Raw genomic sequence first — 17,371 nt, 5'->3', positions numbered from 1 at the left:
GCATAAACTTCACGGGAGCAAGGCGGCGATCTCATTCGCGCACGCCCGTACTTCGATCGCGGCGAGCTTCGCGCCTCGATCGCTCATCTGTAGCACTGTTTGACCCAACGCCATTGCCTGCTTGTAGGCCTCGCGCGTGGGGATCTGGGTCTTAAGGAGAGGAAATCCAAGCTCCTCCAACGCGCGCTTTAGTTCACGCGTGAGCATCCGTTTCTCTTCCGTCTTGTTCAGGAGGAATACTGCGCGCAGGTCTTCGTTCATGACCTGCGCCTGCTGAACGAGTTTGACGAGGCCGATGCTCGACCAATAATCGGCCGGCGATGACGACGTCGGTATGACGGCGACGCTTGCCGCCAGTAGCACGACGCCCGACACTTTTTCGGTGATGGAAGGCGGACAGTCGACGACGATGATGTCGTAGTCGGCCACGAACTTCTTGATCTCGCGGTGGATCTGGCTTCCGGCTTCGGAGAGGTTGACAACGGGGAACGGGATGCCGGTATCACCGTCGGATGAGGCGCTCGCCCAGTGGATCAGAGTGTTCTGGCCGTCGGCGTCGACGACGAGGACCCGTTTCCCCTTCTCATGAAAAGCTGCCCCGAGGTGCATCGCGATTGTGCTCTTCCCGACACCGCCCTTCTGTTGAGTTACCGCGATGATTTCCGCTGCCAATGTTCACCTCCTTTTTTAGACGCAAAAGGATTTTACCTGGATGATTTCGCATTTCAATCGTTTCTTGTGTAAAGAGATAGAAATGGCCGATCGGGTTAGGTTTATGCGCATAAAGAAGGCGGGTGAAAGTGGCGATTCGGAGGTTGGGGAGAAATGCTTCGCGGTTTGTGCTGTGCGGATGCGCCTCGTACCCTTCGACGTCGTGCTGGTCTCTAAAGATGGATTGGGCGTCCTGGCGATGAATGTGACGCGTGCCACGGTGGGCTCATGCGTCGGCTTGCCCGTGCGATCTCGTATTGCGGATAAGGCATGGGCACGAGGCATGAGACGCGAGACGCGAGACGCGAGACGCGAGACGCGAGACGCGAGACGCGAGACGCGAGACGCGAGACGCGAGACGCGAGACGCGAGACGCGAGACGCGAGACGCGAGACGCGAGACGCGAGACGCGAGACGCGAGACGCGAGACGCGAGACGCGAGACGCGAGACGCGAGACGCGAGACGCGAGACGCGAGACGCGAGACGCGAGACGCGAGACGCGAGACGCGAGACGCGAGACGCGTGCGTGGGATTGGCAGCGTGGGGCGTGGGCGCAAATGCAGCGGGTTCGTTCCGAAGCGCCCGGAGCGGTTTATGCGCATAAACTCGCGTCTATCACGGAGTGCTTGCGCGTGTCTTTGTGGGTCGACGCTATTAGTAGGTCCGTGGGCCCGCGAGGGGCGAGCGGCGACTTGACGATCACCATGCAGAACGCGGTGTCCCGTGCGAGGCGAAGCCTGACTACCAACCCTGCGAACTAGACGTAACAACTGTCTTGGGTGAGGCTAGAGCTAACGCCAGCGCGGGGCAGTTTATGCGCATAAACCGCAGTCCGCGCGAACGGCGCCTCTCTCACGTATCGCAAAAGCCGCAAGGACGAAAACTGACAGCGGCGTGCAGGCAAGGCACAAGCTTCGGGGACCCGCCAGCGAACGACCAAGAAACACCGCCTGCTCTATCGCACAAACGGACAGTCAATCGTTGCAAGACAGTCCTGCGCGCATTAGCCGCCTAGAAGAGGTGCTCAACGACGCATCTAGCGAAGCCCCGCCACCCATCGCCACGAAGCGTCCCGGATCCGCACAAATCTCCTGGCGCTCGCGTCGTTAGCAGTCCGCGCCTCGCACCACCGACACCCAACCCACGCTCATAAACCCCCAACCTCTCCGACCCGAGCGGCTAAAATCAGGCCAAGCCCCATCCCCGAAACGAAACGACTGACTGGCTCACCCACCTCCTTTACTGACCGCACGATGATCACCATCTACCACAACCCCCGCTGCTCAAAGTCCCGCTCGACGTGCGAGCTAGTCACCGCGCAATACAACCGCGATGAAGAACCCACAACAATCATCGAATACCTGAAGCAACCGCTCACAGTCGCCGAATTGCAGGAGCTGAACCGACAACTCGGCTCTCCCGTCCGCGACATGATCCGCGACTCGGAGGCCGAATATAAGGAACTGGGTCTTTCCGATGCGACGCTGTCGGACGCTCAGTTATACGAAGCATTGGCCGCGCATCCGATCCTTTTGCAGCGACCCATCGTGGTACGGAACGGACGAGCCGTGATAGGCCGACCGCCCGAAAACGTAGCGACGTTGTTCGTCTGACGCCGTTGCTGCCTGCTCCAGTCGCGAGGCAAAGCACGAACGCAACTTGCAAACGCAATCACACTGGCAGCAATTGACGCAGCGCTGTCAGTTGCGAAAACGCCATGCCACCTACACTGGCGCTGCGCTCAATGCCAGCCAGGTTCGTCAGCGCGCGAACCGAAACCAGAACTTGATGCGGAGTCCGAATGCTTGAACTACGACCGTCCTGTGAAGGATGCGGCAAGTCGCTGCCGCCGAACGCGTCCGACGCGATGATCTGCACCTACGAATGCACTTTTTGCGAAGTATGCGCACTCACCACGTTGCGCAACGTGTGCCCGAACTGCGGCGGCAATTTCCAGCATCGGCCGATACGCACGCGCGCGCAATTAGCGAAACATCCGGCGCGCGATGAACGAAGCCCCGTCTCAATCGACGAAGCCGCGCACGCACAATTCCTCGAGCACTATCACAACACGCCGCCCGGCGAACGGTAACGCTCCGAGTCGCAATGGGCATCACCCGGCACGGCGAGACAAGCCAAGGCAAGGCAAGCCAACGCGACGTCAATCGTCGCCGCTCGCCCCGCCGGACGTCGAAATGCCGCTGATCGTGTGGGCGGCTTCACGCAGCAGTCGGATCTGTTTGCGATAGTTGCGGCAGCCGCTGCACGTCGGCAAATGCAGCCGGATCGCGACCCACTCGCCGGTCGTCAAGGAACGGTCGAGTGCGTCGGACAACAGGCGAGTGATGTTCTTACACTTCCCCATTGGCGTCCTCGCTGGATAGACCCTTCTCGCTCAGGCACGTCCGCAAGCGCAGTCGCGCGCGATAAATCAGCACACTGCAATGGTTCGCGGTCATCTGCAATTCGGCGCAAATAGCGTCGGTGTCGAGGTCGAGAAATTCACGCATCATGAAAACGCGGCCGATGTGCTCAGGCAGATGCTCCAGGCACATCTCGAACAAAGTCCAGAACTGTTGCTGACGCAGCGCCGTTTCCGGTGTGGGCCACGGTCGGGGTTTGGTCTGCTGCGACCAATGGCCGTTGTCCTTGAACAACTCGCGATCCAGCAGCGCCTCGTCCTCCAGTTCGGACTTCAGCGCCGAGAGATTCACCGTGCGTTGCCGGGCCCGCAACGTATCCACGAGCTTGTGTCTCAGGATGCCGAATACCCACGTCTTATGCTCCGATTGCCCGGCAAACCGGTCGCTCTGCGTCCAGGCGGCCGCCAGCGCTTCCTGGACGGCGTCTTCGGCAGCGGCGGCATCGCGCAACTGAAGGCGGGCGAAACGCACCAGGTCCCGGCGAAGTCGCGTCAGGTAAGCGCGATCGTCGAGTGCGGCGCCGCTCACCTGCGCCACGAAAAGCTCCGCGGCACATTTCGCGGCACGCGCAGGGTGTCGTTTGAATAGTTGTCGCTCATAAGCCGGGCGTCTGTCTCGTACGAGGTTCGAAGATGTGCGCCATTCTGCCGTAGGTTGCGGCCCAAGCGAATGAGTAATGGACATGCGCGATTCCCCATCGAGTGATTCAAAGACTTCTGTCGCGTCGCGCCGCCGGTTTATGACGAACGGAAATTGATTATTGCGGAAATCGAAAACCGCACGCCGTGCTGATATCGAAAGCCATAAGGCCGCCGGCAAACGTAGGCAGGCAACGGCGCGGCCCCAAAGAACGCTCGGCACCCGCATCGATCATTTCAAAAAGCGAAAAGATGTCTTCCGGTCTTCCCCATTTTTACGCGAACACCGAATGGCTATTCTTCGTCCGTCGATCGAACGAGATCGCTGCCAACACCCTGAGGAGTAGCACCATGAAACGCATTCTGTCCGCCTTGATCGCTTCCATCGCACTGTTCGCCGCCGCTTCGGGCGCAGCCGAGGCAGCCGCTCCGTCGCAGTGCAACGGCCCGGCGTCCTACTGCAACGTGTTCTTCGGCAACTGATGGCCGGCGCCGGCTACACGAACCCCGAGCCGACGCAAACAAAAAAGGGCGCCCATTAAAAGGCGCCCTTGTCACATCCAACACCAGCGCGGCAACCCACGCCGCCCAGCACACAGCACACAGCACACAGCGCACAGCGCACAGCGCACAGCGCACAGCGCACAGCGCACAGCGCACAGCGCACAGCGCACAGCGCACAGCGCACAGCGCACAACAGACCGCTACGACTTCCCGCTGCCGTCCATGCCGGCGCCCGTGCGCCACACCTCTTTGCCGCGCTCCGACAGCTTCCCGCTGCTATGCGTCGCGTCCGCCTGCGTGCCGTCGACGGCCATCTCGCCGCCCGGTTGTTCCAGCGAGCGCGGCTTCTCCTTTTTGCGAGCCGCGACGGCTTCATCGTGCGATTTTCCTGCGTGATCCAGACTCATGGCTGATCCTCCGTGAATGCTTGCTGCCTCCAAATGGCATAGGCCGGAGGCAGGCTTGATTGACAAGGCAAAAGTACCAGTTATCCACAAGGTTATTCAGTAAATCTGTGGATAACTTTTGCTGGCCGTGGCTTATCCACCGGCCTAGCGCAAACCCGCCACACTTTTCCGCCGATTCACCGCTCTGGCGCTCGACCACGCACCGGCGTCGGGCTTTTTGCCTATGATGAGCAGTTCGTACCCTTCGCGCCTCGAGCGCCTAATCCAAGGAAGCGAATCATGGCCCTACATATCGCAGTCGTCGTCGGCAGCCTGCGCCGCGAGTCGTTCAACCGCCAGTTGGCGCAAGCCGTCGTTTCTCTCGCGCCGCCCGACTTCACCTTCGAATTCATCGACATCGGTTCATTGCCGCTTTACAGCCAGGAGTACGACGCCGACTTCCCCGAAGTCGCCAGGCAACTCAAGCAGCGCGTGGAAGCCGCCGATGGCCTGCTGTTCGTCACGCCCGAATACAACCGCTCGATTCCGGGCGTGCTCAAGAACGCGCTCGACTGGGGCTCGCGCCCGTGGGGCAATAATTCCTGGGGCAACAAGCCGGGCGCGGTGATCGGCACGTCGGTCGGCGCGACCGGTTCGGCTCTCGCGCAGCAACATCTGCGCAATGTGCTCGCCTATCTGGACGTCGCGACGCTCGGCCAACCCGAGGTGTTCATCAAGCACGACCCGGCGGTCATCAACGAGAAGGGCGAAATTCTCAACGACGGCACGCGCAAGTTCCTGCAAAGTTTCGTCGACCGCTACGTGACGTGGGTGAAGCGGCATACCGCCGCCTAACGCCGGCACCTACGCTTCGCAAGACAAGCTGCTCACATCAGCCGCTCCCAAATGCAGCGGCGTCGCCATCGCTTCACGGCCCGCCGCTGCAGTTTCATACGTGATGATGCCCGGTCACGCGCTCCCAGCCGTGACGCACGGCGAGCTTGAAGCGCTCCCATGTGCTGTTCTCGGCCGACGTCGATTCCCAATGACGCCGCGCTTCCGGCTCGACGTCATCCCACGCTCGATCGCGATAACGCACGTCCTTGCCGATCTCCGCACCGTAGCGGTAAGCCGGCACGTAATCCTCGTAACGCGAGTCGTCGGCGGCGTACTGCTCGTCGTAATGCGTGCGGAAGTCTTCTTCGTATTCCAGATATTCGTTCGGAATCTGGCCGCTCAGGCCTGCGGTCGGCTGAGCTGTGCCCGAGACGACTTCGGACGGCTGCATCACCGCGCCCGAACCCGGCGCCGAGCCCGCGGCAATGGCGCTGCGTCCGACATCGCCGGCCAGCGGATCGCGCACGGGTTCGCCGAGCGGATCGGCGGTCGGCCGCTCGCCAAGCGGCGGCGGCACGAAGGGTTCGGCGTCAGTGCTGCGCGGTGGCGTGGAATACAGCGGGTCGGCCGTTACATCCGACCGCGCGGCGGCGGCATTCGCAGCCGCGCTGCCGGGCGTTGTCACGCCAGCGGCCGGCGGCGTCGTCGTTCCGGTCCTCGGGGATGTCATCGTGTCCCGGCTCCCGACGCCCGTCGTTCCGACCTCGGAGCCGCGTGTGGCGCCGGGCGTAGGCGTGCCGATGCCCAGTTCGTCGAGCAGCGAATGTTCGCGCGCGGTTTCGGTGCCGGCTTGCGTGCCCCAATCCGGCGAGCGCTCGCCGATGTCCGTCGCGCCGAGCCGCGTCAGCGTGTTGCGAGCGAGTTCCGCGTGCGATTCGCTGGCGGCGTCGATGACGACCAGCACCGCCCCGCGACGCAGCGCTTCGCTGTAACGCGCCGTCTCCGGCGCGCGCGGCCCGCTCGCGAAGAGGCTCGCCAGAAACCGCTCAATGTTCGCGAGCACGCCCGACCCGGCGACCTCGTCGGTGGCCGAGCCGACCGACGGCTCGGCGTTTGCCTGCAATTCGATCGTCTCCCGCGCGAAACCGGTTTGCACCAAGGTGTCGCGGGCGGCTTCGGCCTCAGCGTAGGTGTTGAATAAACCAATCACGGTATGTCGCATGGCTGCCTCCCGTTTGGCTACGACGGACAGCGCAGCGCGCGCCATCCCCATTACCTGTCGGATGCCGCAACGTTCATGCCGGAACGCGGCCATGCGCCGCCCGCCCGCCGCCGTGGGCGTGAGCGAGACGCTTTGTTGAACCGCCGTGGCGGGCCTCAACCGCGCTTTTTACAATTCCGCGTAACGGGAGGAAGAGGCAAAAAGCCGCCGGCGAACCGCTTATTGGACGTGATGCGCCGCTGGATCGAGGCCGCTCTGAGCGAGTTCATGCTGGATTGTCTTCAGCAAGCTTTCGAGCAGCGCGATGTCGAACGGTTTGGAAAGCACCCGCACGTTGACGTGCCGCGCGCGATCGAGCTCTTCCGCGTAGCCGGTGACGAGGATGACCGGCAGCCTCGAGTCGAGCGCCCTGATCGCCTCGGCGAGATCGATGCCGTTCAGGCTTCCCGGCATATGGATGTCCGACAGCACGACGTCGAACGGCAGCGGCTCGCCGGTGCGCATTTGCCGCGTATGGGCGTCGTCCAGAAGGCCCAACGCCATGTCCGCATTCAATACGCAGGTGACGTGGTGGCCCATCATCTGCAGCAGCGCTTCGGTGCCGGCCGCCACTTCCTCGTTGTCCTCGACCAGCAGAATGCGCAGCGCGTGCTGTGCGCCAGGGTCGTCGGCGCCGGTTTCGATCGGGCCGTCGACGGTCGCTTCTTCCGTCGCCCGCGGCAAATAGAGCCGCACGGAGGTGCCCGCGCCGACCGCACTGTCGATCGCGGCCAGCCCGCCCGAGCGCTCGCAGAACGCAAACACCTGCGGCAAGCCCAGCCCCGTGCCCATGCCCTTCGCCTTGGTCGTGAAAAGCGGCTCGAAGGCGCGCGCGAGCACCTCGGGCGCCATGCCGGCGCCGGTGTCCTCCAGCGACAACTGCACGAAATCGCCCGTCAGCGGGAAGCCGTCTTCATGACGGAACGTGATGTTGGTCGCGCGCACGGTGAAGCGCCCGCCGTTGGGCATGGCGTCGCGCGCGTTCACGGCGATGTTGATGAGCGCGAGTTCCAGTTCGGCGACGTCCACGCGCATCGGCCAGATATCGACGCCGATATCCATCACCAGGGAAACCTTTGCGCCGAGCGACGCGCGCAGCAGATCGCGGCACGCCGGCAGCCACCGTTCGAGCGCGACGGTTTCGTTGCGAAGCGGCTGTTTGCGCGCGACGCCCAACAATTGCCGCGTGAGCGACTGGCCGCTTTTCAACGCCCGTTCCATCGCCGACAGTTCGCGGTCGAGCCCCGCCGCGCCGCGCCGCCGCGCGACCTGGACGTTGGCCGAGAGGATCATCAGCAGATTGTTGAAGTCGTGCGCGACGCTGCCGACCAGCGTGCCGAGCGCTTCCATCTTGCGCGACTGCCGGTATGCCGATTCGATCGAGCGGCGCATGGACGCTTCCGCCTGCCAGCGCGCCCACGCTTCTTCTTCGGCGCCGAGCCGCCGCAACGACAGCCAGATCACGCACCAGAGCGCGACGGACGGCGTGAATATCGTCAGGAACAGCACCGCGAGATGCCGATACCAGGCGGCCCACATCGCCGACGCGCGATAACCGCACATCACGTACACCGGATACGAGCCGACGTGCCGGAACGCGACGATCATGTTGTCGCCGTCGACGTTCGAATGCATGCGCGTGACGCCGGCGCGGCGTCCCTCTTTCATCGCCTGGGCGAACGGCGAATCCGCCGCGACGGCCGCCGGCTCGCGCGGGCGGCGCGGATAGTGCGCGAGAACCGCGCCGTCGGCGCGCACGAGCGTCATGGTCATCGGCAGGCCGTCGTTGCCGCCGAGCAGTTCGCGGTAGAACGCGTCGAAATAGCTCGGGCGCAGCGCGACCGACACGACGCCGGCAAACGTGCCGTCGGGCGCGCGCCGTTCCACGCCGGTGTTGAACACCTGCTCGCCGGCGACGTGCCCCGTCATCACCTTCGATACGTGTTCGAGGTCGCGGCCCTCGCGAAGGCCGACGAAATCGTCGCGCTCGCCGATCGACACCACCGGCGCGGGATAAAACCGGCTGCTGACGAGCAACGCGCCGTCGCGGCCGAAAATCGACACGGCGGCCACTTGCGGATAGCCGCCGCCCATCGTTCGCACTTTCTGGTGAATGACCGCCGCGCGCGCACGAATGCCGTCGTCGTCGAGGCCTTCCGTCAAATCGACGATGCGCGTGTCGAGCGTTTCGTTCATGTCGAACACTTTCAGCGCGTGTTCCTCGGCGACGCGCACGGTGCGCAGCGTCATGTCGGTGGCGTCGGCTTCGCGGGTGCGCAGGTCGCTGAACGCCATGGCCGCGACGTAAAGGCACGGCAGCACGACCGCGGCGACAAGCAGCGCGATCAAAGTCATGCGCCGAACCTGAAAATTCTGCTCCGGCACGGCGGGAAATACCGCCTCGCCCTGCCCGTCAGCGGAAAGGCGGCTCGCTCGATGCGGGTCGAACCGGTCTTGTGTCATTAATAAACGCTCGGTGTTTCAAGGCGGAAAAAGAAAGGATACGAGAAGCATAGTCGCAGAACGGCGGTAGAAGTTACCGTTATGAACTGAGCTTGCCGCTTTAATGCGTAATTCGTCGCCCTTTTAAAACAGTGACAAATCGAGAAGCGCAAACGTACACAAAAGTATAAACGGTATAAAAACGATTATTATGCGGCGCGTATGTTTTCGAAAAGCCTCGAACCAAGGAAGATATTGTTAGCGCGACGCGAATAGCGTGTATTGCTTTTCGACTGCTTTACTTCGAGAATCGACGCACGATAAAAAGTGCGTCCGCCATGTTCGAACGCATACGCCGCGAGGGCACCGGATCATGCGTACGCGCGTGAGTGCCGGCGTTCGCGGAAACCACGCGCGCGCGGCACGGAATCAGCCAGGTTCAGCGAGCCGCGCCGATTCATATACGGGGTAGGCTCAGCACATGCCGGTCATAGCCGTCGTCCGCCGCACACGCGCGCATTCCTGCGCGAGCAATGGTTACGCCAGGCGCGCGTCGCCGCGCCTTCTCCACGTCTTGCCGTTCTCCGCTTTCCCGCCAGCATCGGCGCGGTTCGCCGCGCGCCGTCAGACTTCTCCCTAAAGAGATCCCGCTATCCGCCGTTAACACGCACGAGCTCATTCCGTCTTTCGTCCGCCATGCCTTTGCCTATCGTGATCGCCGATGATTCATTGCTTGCCCGCAAGGTGCTCACCAAGGCATTGCCGCCGGATTGGGACGTCGACGTGTCCTACGCCACGAACGGACGCGAAGCGCTCGCTTTGTATCGTCAAGGGAAAGCCTCGGTGATGTTCCTCGACCTGACCATGCCGGACATGAACGGCTATCAGGTGCTCGAGGCGTTGCAGCATGAGGATCTGAATACCTTCGTCATCGTCGTCTCAGCCGATATTCAGCCGATGGCCCAGGCGCGCGTGCGCGCGCTCGGCGCCGCGGCGTTCATCGCCAAGCCCGTGACGCCCGAGGCGGTACTGCCCATCCTCAAGGAGTACGGGTTGTATGTCTGAGCCAGTCCTCACCGAAGATCAGCGCGACGCGCTGCAAGAGGTCGCCAATCTGGCGATGGGTCAAGCCGCGACGCGTCTCGCCCGGCTGCTCGATTCGTTCATCGAGTTGTCGGTGCCGCGCGTGAGGGTAGTGGCGGTCAGCGAGGCGGCGCAGGCGCTGCGCGAGATGACCGGGATCGAAGACCCGGTGAGCGCGGTGCGCCAGGGTTTCCGCTCGGACATCAAGGGCGAGGCGCTGGTGATTTGCCGCAGCGACAGCGTCGACGATCTGTGTGCGCTCGTGAGCGATCCGTACTCGCGCTCGGCCTACGAATCGGTGAGCCAGAAAGAGTTGATGTTCGACGTCGCCAACGTGCTGACCGGCGCGTGCGTGTCATGCATCCTCGACCAGCTCGGCCGCACGCCGGTGTTCTCCGCGCCCGGTCTTCTCGGCGACGCCATGACGCTCGACGAAGTGTTCCAGCCGGGCGTGCTGCAATGGGAAGTCGCGCTGCTCGTCGAGGTCAATTTCACGCTCGAAGATCAGAGCTTCCGCGCGCATCTCGTGATGCTGATGGCGGAAGAATCGATCCGCCACATGAACGACGCGCTCGACGCGTTGCTGTCCAGCCTATGAGCTCGCCCGCGCAATCGTTGAGCGACCTGGTCGTGGAGCGTGTCGGCTTCGGCATTTTCGTGCTGGATCGCGACATGAACGTGCTGATGTGGAATCGGTTCATGCAGGATCACAGCGGTTTGTCGGCGGAACAGGTGGTCGGCAAATCGCTGTTCGTCCATTTTCCCGAACTGCCGCGCGTGTGGTTGTCGCGCAAGATCGAAAGCGTGTTTCAGTTGGGCAGTTTCGCGTTCAGTTCGTGGGAGCAGCGCCCGTATCTCTTCAAGTTCGATCACGACCGGCCGATCACGGGCGGTGTCGATTACATGCAGCAGGACTGCACGTTCATGCCGCTCACTCGCGAGCGTGAAGTGGTGGCCGTGTGCGTGACGATCTCGGATGTGACGCACGTGAGCATCGTGCAGCGCGAGCGCGAAGAGGCCGTCGCGAAGTTGCAGGAGTATGCGGATCGCGACGGGCTCACCGGCATTGCCAACCGCCGCTATTTCGAGGCGCGTCTGCTCGACGAATACACGCGCTGGCAGCGCTACGGCGGCGACATGTCGGTGCTGCTGTTCGATCTCGATCACTTCAAGAAGATCAACGACCAGTTCGGTCACGGCGTCGGCGATACGGTGCTGCGCGTGATGGCGCAGCGCGTCGCCGGAGTCGTGCGGGCGCAGGACACGTTTGGGCGTTTCGGTGGCGAGGAGTTCGCGTTGCTGCTGCCGTGCACGCCGCTCGAGGACGCAATGCGCGTCGCCGAAAAAATCCGCTGCACGATTGCGGATACGCCTGTCGAAGTGCAGGGCACCAGCGTGCCCGTGACGGCGAGCGTGGGCGGCGCGGCTGCGCGCCCAGGCTTGCCCGCCTACGAGGTGCTGATCAACGAGGCCGACGCGGCGCTTTACAGCGCCAAGCGGCAAGGACGCAACCGCTCGGTGGCGTTGACGTGACATCGTCTGTCGCCGGGCGATCTGGCGGCTCGCCCCCGTATACAGCAGCGGAAACTGCGTCGTCCGACAAACGTTGATATACTTTTCGCCGTTTCCGGCATCCCAGCCGTCTGTTTCGCGCGTGTCCGCGCGCGCGGACCGCCCGCCCTGCGGCGAGGCATAAAAAATTCCTGAACGCCTTTCAGCGGGCGCCCTCCTGCGGAGATCGTCTTGGCTGTTTCCAATCTTGTCGTGGACGATACTGAAATCGACGCCGCTGCCGCCACATCCGGCAGCTCGTTTTATCTCGCAATGCGCATCCTGCCGGCCGCGCAGCGCGACGCGATGTATCAGGTCTACGCTTTTTGCCGCGCCGTCGACGACATCGCCGACAGCGATCTGCCGCGCGCCGACCGCGCAGCCGCGCTCGAGCGCTGGCGCGCCGACATCGACGCCTGCTATGCGGGTGCGCCGCGCGCTTCGTTGCGCGCGCTGACGCGGCACATTCACACGTTCCATCTGCAGCGCGAGGATTTTCACGCGATGATCGACGGCATGGCGATGGACGCCGCCGGCGACATCTGCGCGCCCGACGAAGCCACGCTCGACCTGTATTGCGACCGCGTCGCGAGTGCGGCGGGCCGTCTATCGGTGAGAATATTCGGGATGCAGGAGGAGCCGGGTCGTTTGCTGGCGCACCATCTGGGCCGTGCGCTGCAGCTCACGAACATTCTTCGCGACATCGACGAAGACGCCGGCATCAACCGTTGCTATCTGCCGCGCGAGTTGCTGGCGCGCGAAGGCATCGCCGTCGAAAACCCAACGCAGATCGCCGACGACCCGTCGCTGCCGCGCGTCTGCGCGACGCTTGCCGAGCGGGCCAAGGCACACTTCGCCGCGTCCGACGCGATCATGGACCACGAGCCGCGCAGCCACGTGCGCGCGCCGCGCATCATGTCCGGCGTGTATCGCGTGCTGCTCGAGCGGACCCTCGAGCGCGGTTTCGACATTCCGCGCACGAAAGTCAGCAAGCCGAAGCTGCGCCTGCTGTGGATCGTCGCGCGTTACGCGCTTTTCTGAGCCGATGCCGAGGCTCGTACATGTGGTCGGCGCGGGTCTCGCCGGCCTCGCCGCCGCCGTGCAGTTGCAGCGGCGCGGGGCGCGGGTCGTGTTGCACGAAGCGGCCGCGCAGGCCGGCGGCCGGTGCCGTTCGTATTACGACGCGAAGCTCGGCGCGACGATCGACAGCGGCAATCACCTGATCATGTCGGGCAACGCGGCCACGCTGAACTACCTTCGGGCGATCGGCTCGGCGGACGAACTCACGGGGCCGGCGCTGCCGGAATTGCCCTTCGTCGACCTCGCCACGCGGGCGCGCTGGACGGTGCGCATGTCGCCGGGGCGACTGCCGTGGTGGATCTTCGACCCGAACGCGCGCGTGCCGAACACCGGCCCCGGCGATTACCTGAGCGTGGTGCCGCTGTTGTTCGCGAAGCCCGGCCGCAGTGTCGCGCAGACCATGCGCAGCAACGGCCCGCTGTGGGACCGTCTGCTGGCGCCGCTGTTTCGCGCGATGCTCGGCGTCGAGCCGCGCGAGGCGTCGGCGGAACTCACCGCGGCGATGGTGCGCGAGACGCTGATTGCCGGCGGTCTGGCGTGCCGTCCGCTGGTTGCGCGCAACGGCCTGAGCCATGCTTTCGTCGACCCGGCGTTGCGCCTGCTGCAGCATGGCGGCGCGACCATCGAACTCGGCTCGCGGCTCGAAAACCTCGTGTTCGCCGAAAGCGCCAACGTGAGCGCGAGCGCAACGTCGAATTCGAACCGCGTAAAGGCACTGAATTTCGTCGATGAAACCATCGCGCTCGACGCGAACCATGCCGCGATCCTCGCCGTGCCGCCGGACGTCGCGCAGACGCTGGTTCCCGGTTTGCGCGCGCCGACTCGCTTTACCGCGACCGTCAGCGTGTATTTCGCGGTGGAGCCGCCGTTCGGCTTGCCGTCCGTGACCGGCCTCGTCAACGGAACGGCGCAGTGGCTGTTCGCGTTCGACGGGCGTCTGTCGGCGACGATCCACGGCGCGGAATCGCTCATCGACACGCCCGCCGAAGAGCTTGCGGCGCGCGTGTGGGCCGATGTCGCGCAGGCGGCCAATCTGCCCGCCGCGCCGATGCCGGACTGGCAAGTCGTCGTCGACAGGAATGCGACATTCGCCGCGCTGCCGGACCAGGAAACGCTGCGTCCCGGCACGCGCACTCGCTGGAATAATCTGATGCTCGCGGGAGACTGGACGGCTACCGGCCTGCCCGCGACGATTGAAGGCGCGATCCGCTCCGGCCAGAAGGCCGCGGATACGCTGCTGAATCAACCGATGGAACGCTGATGAACGACTTATCTCAAGCCCATGTGCTGGGCGCCGCCATGCCCGAAACCGCCGGCGAGGCGCAGAACGCGCAGGCCGCGGCGAACAGTGCAGCCGCCGCAGCCGAAGCATCCGCCGTGTTGGCTCCTTCGCTCGACGCCGCCATCACGCGCGCGACCGATGCCATTCTCGCCGCGCAGAAACCGGACGGCCACTGGGTCTACGAACTCGAGGCGGACGCAACCATCCCCGCCGAATACGTGTTGCTGGTCCACTACCTCGGCGAGACGCCGAACGTGGAGCTGGAGCAGAAGATCGCGCGCTATCTGCGCCGCATCCAGTTGCCGAACGGCGGCTGGCCGCTTTTCACCGACGGCGCCATCGACATCAGCGCAAGCGTGAAGGCGTACTTCGCGCTGAAGATGATCGGCGATCCCGTGGATGCCGAGCACATGGTCCGCGCGCGCGAAGCGATTCTCGCGCACGGCGGCGCGGAAACCGTGAACGTGTTCACGCGCATCCTGCTCGCGCTCTTCGGCGTGGTGTCATGGCGCGCGGTGCCGATGATGCCCGTCGAAATCACGCTGCTGCCGATGTGGTTCCCGTTCCATCTGTCGAAGGTGTCGTACTGGGCGCGCACGGTCATCGTGCCGCTGCTCGTGCTCAACGCCAAGCGGCCGCTCGCGCGCAATCCGCGCCGCGTGCGCATCGACGAACTGTTCCGCGGCGCACCGGTGAACACCGGCATGCCGGCGCGCGCGCCGCATCAGCACGTCGGCTGGTTCGGCTTTTTCCGTGTCGTGGATACCGTGCTGCGAGCGGTCGACGGCCTGTTCCCGAAAGCCACGCGCGAGCGCGCGGTGCGCGAGGCGGTGGCGTTCGTCGATCAGCGTCTGAACGGGGAAGACGGCCTCGGCGCGATTTTCCCGGCGATGGCCAACTCGGTGATGATGTACGACGTGCTCGGCTATCCGGCCGATCATCCGAATCGAGCGATCGCGCGCCGGTCGATTGAAAAGCTGCTCGTCATCAAGGACGACGAAGCGTATTGCCAGCCGTGTCTGTCGCCGGTATGGGACACGTCGCTCGCCGCGCATGCGCTGCTCGAAACGGGCGACGCGCGCGCCGAGCAGGCGGCCGAGCGCGGCCTTGCGTGGCTGCGTCCGCTGCAAATTCTGGATGTGCGCGGCGACTGGATTTCGCGCAGGCCCAATGTGCGTCCCGGCGGCTGGGCGTTCCAGTACAACAACGCGTATTACCCCGACGTCGACGATACGGCAGTGGTCGCGATGGCGATGCATCGCTCGGAGGCGCTCACGCACTCGGGCGCCGACCGCGAAGCGATTGCGCGGGCGCGCGAATGGGTCGTCGGTATGCAGAGCAGCGACGGCGGCTGGGGCGCATTCGAGCCCGAAAACACGCAGTACTACCTGAACAACATTCCGTTCTCGGATCACGGCGCATTGCTCGATCCGCCGACCGCGGACGTGTCGGGCCGTTGCCTGTCGATGCTCGCGCAGCTTGGCGAATTCCCGCAGAACAGCGAACCGGCGCAACGCGCGCTCGACTACATGCTGAAGGAGCAGGAAGCCGACGGTAGCTGGTACGGCCGCTGGGGCCTGAACTACATCTACGGGACGTGGACTGCGCTGTGTTCGCTGAACGCGGCCGGCCTGCCGCACGACGATCCGCGCATCCGGCGCGCCGCGCAATGGCTTCTGTCGATTCAAAACGAAGACGGCGGCTGGGGCGAGGGCGGCGAGAGCTACAAGCTCGACTATCGCGGCTACGAGCGCGCGCCGAGCACGGCGTCGCAAACGGCATGGGCGCTGATGGGTTTGATGGCGGCGGGCGAGGTCGATCACGAGGCTGTGGCGCGCGGCATCGAGTACTTGCAGCGCGAACAGCGTGAGCATGGTCTGTGGGACGAGACGCGCTTTACGGCGACGGGCTTCCCGCGCGTGTTTTATCTGCGTTACCACGGTTATCGCAAGTTCTTCCCGCTGTGGGCGCTGGCGCGGTACCGTCATCTGAAGCGCAACGGGCTCACGCGCGTCGCGGTCGGGATGTAACGGATGGTTCGTTCAACAGGGCGGTCCGCCGATGCGGATGCCGGCTCACGCTCGGGCTCTGGCGATCTGCCGGTGATCGTCGTGACGGGCATGGCCTTCGAGGCGCGGATTGCGCGCGGCGAGGGCGTCGAAGTCGTGTACGCGGCACGCGCCGATCTGCTCGAGCGCGCGCTGAGCGCGGCGGTGGCGCGCGGTTGCTCGGGCATCGTCAGCTTCGGGACGGCGGGCGGTCTCGCGCCGGATCTGAAGCCGGGCGCGCTGGTTATCGCGGATGCAGTCGTGGGCCCGTTCGGCCGCGTTCCGACCGACGCCGCCTGGGCCAACCGGCTCGCCGCCGCGCTCGGAACCGCGCCGCTCGCGTCGCGCTTGCGGCGCGGTCCAATGGCCGCGGTCGCCGCACCGCTCATGTCCGCCGATGACAAGCGCGCGCTCCATCGCTCGACGGGCGCGTTGGCTGTGGATATGGAGTCGCATCTGGCGGGCGCGGTGGCCGCGGCGCGCGGCTTGCCGTTCGCCGTATGCCGCGCGATTGTCGATCCGGCGTGGCGCACGTTGCCGTCGGCGGCGACTGCGGGACTGCGCGACGACGGCAGTACCGCGCTTGCGCCGATTTTGCGTGAACTGCTGCGGCAGCCGTCGCAGATTGGCGCGCTGATTCAGGTGGCTGTCGATGCTCGCGCCGCGCGGGTTTCGTTGGTGCAGGCGCGGCATGCGCTTGGCGCGGCTCGTGCGTTGGATATGCGCGTGGCTTGACTGCGCGCGGTGAGGGCGGCTGGGCCAGTAGTTTTGCCCCGGTCGCCCGCGCCGCATCCGCACAGTTCTGGCACGGCCAGCCGCTGCTCGCCCATCCGCGCAGTGCTTATCTGCGACGTTCAGCTATGACGCCTACTTGCCGAAAACGCACCTGCGGCGAACCCACCTGCGGCGAACCCACCTGCGGCAAACCCACCTGCGGCAAACCCACCTGCGGCGAACCCACCTGCGGCAAACCCACCTGCGGCGGCGCACCCACCTGCCGCCACTTCGATCCGACTGCTCTGCTATCCTCGCCCGCCTGAGCACACCCATCTGCCGCCCGACTGCCTGCGGCACTTTATAAGCGGACTGCTTGCCTATCCCCGCCCACCTCGGACCATGACTCG

The 17,371-nt window shown here is 64.6% G+C and carries 18 protein-coding genes and 1 pseudogene; 13 read left to right on the top strand and 6 right to left on the bottom strand.

Annotated features, from left to right (window positions below; translation table 11 throughout):
- Positions 1-9: 9 nt before the first annotated feature.
- On the bottom strand, positions 10-672 hold the full coding sequence (parA, locus tag BGRAMDRAFT_RS04400; RefSeq protein ID WP_006047459.1) for a ParA family partition ATPase: 663 nt from the start codon (positions 670-672) through the stop codon (positions 10-12).
- Positions 673-1,965: 1,293 nt separating this feature from the next.
- Between parA and arsC the strand changes: the two genes are divergently transcribed.
- Both arsC and BGRAMDRAFT_RS04390 read left to right on the top strand, forming a co-directional pair.
- Entirely contained in the window at positions 1,966-2,325 is a 360-nt protein-coding gene (gene arsC / locus BGRAMDRAFT_RS04395; protein WP_006047457.1) for an arsenate reductase (glutaredoxin), read from the top strand.
- A gap of 188 nt (positions 2,326-2,513) precedes the next feature.
- Entirely contained in the window at positions 2,514-2,804 is a 291-nt protein-coding gene (locus tag BGRAMDRAFT_RS04390; protein ID WP_006047456.1) for a DUF1272 domain-containing protein, read from the top strand.
- 69 nt (positions 2,805-2,873) lie between these two features.
- On the opposite strand, the gene BGRAMDRAFT_RS04385 is transcribed toward BGRAMDRAFT_RS04390, so the two are convergent.
- Positions 2,874-3,077 (bottom strand): zf-HC2 domain-containing protein, encoded by a 204-nt coding sequence (locus BGRAMDRAFT_RS04385; protein ID WP_006047455.1) that lies wholly within the window; start codon positions 3,075-3,077, stop codon positions 2,874-2,876.
- A complete protein-coding gene (locus BGRAMDRAFT_RS04380; RefSeq protein ID WP_006047454.1) occupies positions 3,064-3,672 on the bottom strand; it encodes an RNA polymerase factor sigma-70 in 609 nt (202 codons plus the stop codon). The genes BGRAMDRAFT_RS04385 and BGRAMDRAFT_RS04380 overlap by 14 nt, the downstream gene beginning before the upstream one ends.
- Positions 3,673-4,124: 452 nt before the next feature.
- On the opposite strand from BGRAMDRAFT_RS04380, the gene BGRAMDRAFT_RS35830 reads away from it, so the two are divergent.
- Together BGRAMDRAFT_RS35830 and BGRAMDRAFT_RS36060 are read left to right on the top strand one after the other, a co-directional pair.
- A complete protein-coding gene (locus BGRAMDRAFT_RS35830) occupies positions 4,125-4,256 on the top strand; it encodes a hypothetical protein (protein ID WP_006047453.1) in 132 nt (43 codons plus the stop codon).
- Between the two features lie 54 nt (positions 4,257-4,310).
- Positions 4,311-4,466 (top strand): annotated as a pseudogene (locus BGRAMDRAFT_RS36060) (alanine-zipper protein); the annotation flags it as partial.
- 11 nt (positions 4,467-4,477) lie between these two features.
- Here the strand turns inward: BGRAMDRAFT_RS36060 and BGRAMDRAFT_RS04375 are convergent.
- Positions 4,478-4,684, bottom strand: a complete 207-nt coding sequence (locus BGRAMDRAFT_RS04375; protein WP_006047452.1) for a hypothetical protein — start codon at positions 4,682-4,684, stop codon at positions 4,478-4,480.
- Positions 4,685-4,963: 279 nt separating this feature from the next.
- Here BGRAMDRAFT_RS04375 and BGRAMDRAFT_RS04370 point away from each other — a divergent pair, with 279 nt between their 5' ends.
- Positions 4,964-5,518 carry an NADPH-dependent FMN reductase gene (locus BGRAMDRAFT_RS04370; protein ID WP_006047451.1) on the top strand — a complete coding sequence of 185 codons (555 nt, stop codon included), beginning with the start codon at positions 4,964-4,966 and terminating at the stop codon, positions 5,516-5,518.
- 94 nt (positions 5,519-5,612) lie between these two features.
- Here the strand turns inward: BGRAMDRAFT_RS04370 and BGRAMDRAFT_RS04365 are convergent, their stop codons facing one another.
- Together BGRAMDRAFT_RS04365 and BGRAMDRAFT_RS04360 are read right to left on the bottom strand one after the other, a co-directional pair.
- Positions 5,613-6,722: a hypothetical protein gene (locus BGRAMDRAFT_RS04365; RefSeq protein WP_006047450.1), complete on the bottom strand. Its 1,110-nt coding sequence runs from the start codon at positions 6,720-6,722 to the stop codon at positions 5,613-5,615.
- A 219-nt stretch (positions 6,723-6,941) separates the two neighbouring features.
- Positions 6,942-9,224, bottom strand: a complete 2,283-nt coding sequence (locus tag BGRAMDRAFT_RS04360; protein WP_006047449.1) for a hybrid sensor histidine kinase/response regulator — start codon at positions 9,222-9,224, stop codon at positions 6,942-6,944.
- 675 nt (positions 9,225-9,899) lie between these two features.
- On the opposite strand from BGRAMDRAFT_RS04360, the gene BGRAMDRAFT_RS04355 reads away from it, so the two are divergent.
- The 8 genes from BGRAMDRAFT_RS04355 to BGRAMDRAFT_RS36055 all read left to right on the top strand — a co-directional run bounded on the left by BGRAMDRAFT_RS04355 (position 9,900) and on the right by BGRAMDRAFT_RS36055 (position 17,328).
- Positions 9,900-10,268: a response regulator gene (locus tag BGRAMDRAFT_RS04355; RefSeq protein ID WP_006047448.1), complete on the top strand. Its 369-nt coding sequence runs from the start codon at positions 9,900-9,902 to the stop codon at positions 10,266-10,268.
- Complete coding sequence (locus BGRAMDRAFT_RS04350) at positions 10,261-10,884, top strand: chemotaxis protein CheC (protein ID WP_006047447.1); 624 nt, start codon at positions 10,261-10,263, stop codon at positions 10,882-10,884. The genes BGRAMDRAFT_RS04355 and BGRAMDRAFT_RS04350 overlap by 8 nt, the downstream gene beginning before the upstream one ends.
- A complete protein-coding gene (locus BGRAMDRAFT_RS04345; protein WP_006047446.1) occupies positions 10,881-11,819 on the top strand; it encodes a sensor domain-containing diguanylate cyclase in 939 nt (312 codons plus the stop codon). The genes BGRAMDRAFT_RS04350 and BGRAMDRAFT_RS04345 overlap by 4 nt, the downstream gene beginning before the upstream one ends.
- Before the next feature lie 210 nt (positions 11,820-12,029).
- Positions 12,030-12,878, top strand: a complete 849-nt coding sequence (gene hpnD / locus BGRAMDRAFT_RS04340) for a presqualene diphosphate synthase HpnD (RefSeq protein ID WP_006047445.1) — start codon at positions 12,030-12,032, stop codon at positions 12,876-12,878.
- Positions 12,879-12,882: 4 nt separating this feature from the next.
- Positions 12,883-14,178 (top strand): hydroxysqualene dehydroxylase HpnE, encoded by a 1,296-nt coding sequence (hpnE, locus tag BGRAMDRAFT_RS04335; RefSeq protein ID WP_044020292.1) that lies wholly within the window; start codon positions 12,883-12,885, stop codon positions 14,176-14,178.
- Positions 14,178-16,229 (top strand): squalene--hopene cyclase, encoded by a 2,052-nt coding sequence (shc, locus tag BGRAMDRAFT_RS04330; RefSeq protein ID WP_006047443.1) that lies wholly within the window; start codon positions 14,178-14,180, stop codon positions 16,227-16,229. The genes hpnE and shc overlap by 1 nt, the downstream gene beginning before the upstream one ends.
- Positions 16,230-16,232: 3 nt before the next feature.
- Complete coding sequence (locus BGRAMDRAFT_RS04325; RefSeq protein WP_006047442.1) at positions 16,233-16,982, top strand: phosphorylase; 750 nt, start codon at positions 16,233-16,235, stop codon at positions 16,980-16,982.
- A gap of 136 nt (positions 16,983-17,118) precedes the next feature.
- On the top strand, positions 17,119-17,328 hold the full coding sequence (locus BGRAMDRAFT_RS36055) for a pentapeptide repeat-containing protein (RefSeq protein ID WP_157140582.1): 210 nt from the start codon (positions 17,119-17,121) through the stop codon (positions 17,326-17,328).
- Positions 17,329-17,371 lie beyond the last annotated feature (43 nt).

The organism is Paraburkholderia graminis C4D1M (assembly GCF_000172415.1).
Classification (GTDB): Bacteria; Pseudomonadota; Gammaproteobacteria; order Burkholderiales; family Burkholderiaceae; genus Paraburkholderia; species Paraburkholderia graminis.
Note: the sequence above shows the minus strand (reverse complement) of the source record. Positions and strands in the feature narration are given on the sequence as shown.

What these genes read in the sequence shown, in the direction of transcription:
- BGRAMDRAFT_RS04345 (WP_006047446.1), top strand. Translation starts at nt 10,881, where the DNA reads ATGAGCTCGCCCGCGCAATCGTTGAGCGACCTGGTCGTGGAGCGTGTC.
- BGRAMDRAFT_RS04360 (WP_006047449.1), bottom strand. Translation starts at nt 9,224, where the DNA reads ATGACACAAGACCGGTTCGACCCGCATCGAGCGAGCCGCCTTTCCGCT.
- shc (WP_006047443.1), top strand. Translation starts at nt 14,178, where the DNA reads ATGAACGACTTATCTCAAGCCCATGTGCTGGGCGCCGCCATGCCCGAA.
- BGRAMDRAFT_RS04365 (WP_006047450.1), bottom strand. Translation starts at nt 6,722, where the DNA reads ATGCGACATACCGTGATTGGTTTATTCAACACCTACGCTGAGGCCGAA.
- BGRAMDRAFT_RS04385 (WP_006047455.1), bottom strand. Translation starts at nt 3,077, where the DNA reads ATGGGGAAGTGTAAGAACATCACTCGCCTGTTGTCCGACGCACTCGAC.
- BGRAMDRAFT_RS04355 (WP_006047448.1), top strand. Translation starts at nt 9,900, where the DNA reads ATGCCTTTGCCTATCGTGATCGCCGATGATTCATTGCTTGCCCGCAAG.
- arsC (WP_006047457.1), top strand. Translation starts at nt 1,966, where the DNA reads ATGATCACCATCTACCACAACCCCCGCTGCTCAAAGTCCCGCTCGACG.
- BGRAMDRAFT_RS04390 (WP_006047456.1), top strand. Translation starts at nt 2,514, where the DNA reads ATGCTTGAACTACGACCGTCCTGTGAAGGATGCGGCAAGTCGCTGCCG.
- BGRAMDRAFT_RS04350 (WP_006047447.1), top strand. Translation starts at nt 10,261, where the DNA reads ATGTCTGAGCCAGTCCTCACCGAAGATCAGCGCGACGCGCTGCAAGAG.
- BGRAMDRAFT_RS04375 (WP_006047452.1), bottom strand. Translation starts at nt 4,684, where the DNA reads ATGAGTCTGGATCACGCAGGAAAATCGCACGATGAAGCCGTCGCGGCT.
- hpnE (WP_044020292.1), top strand. Translation starts at nt 12,883, where the DNA reads ATGCCGAGGCTCGTACATGTGGTCGGCGCGGGTCTCGCCGGCCTCGCC.
- BGRAMDRAFT_RS04370 (WP_006047451.1), top strand. Translation starts at nt 4,964, where the DNA reads ATGGCCCTACATATCGCAGTCGTCGTCGGCAGCCTGCGCCGCGAGTCG.
- BGRAMDRAFT_RS04325 (WP_006047442.1), top strand. Translation starts at nt 16,233, where the DNA reads ATGGTTCGTTCAACAGGGCGGTCCGCCGATGCGGATGCCGGCTCACGC.
- BGRAMDRAFT_RS35830 (WP_006047453.1), top strand. Translation starts at nt 4,125, where the DNA reads ATGAAACGCATTCTGTCCGCCTTGATCGCTTCCATCGCACTGTTCGCC.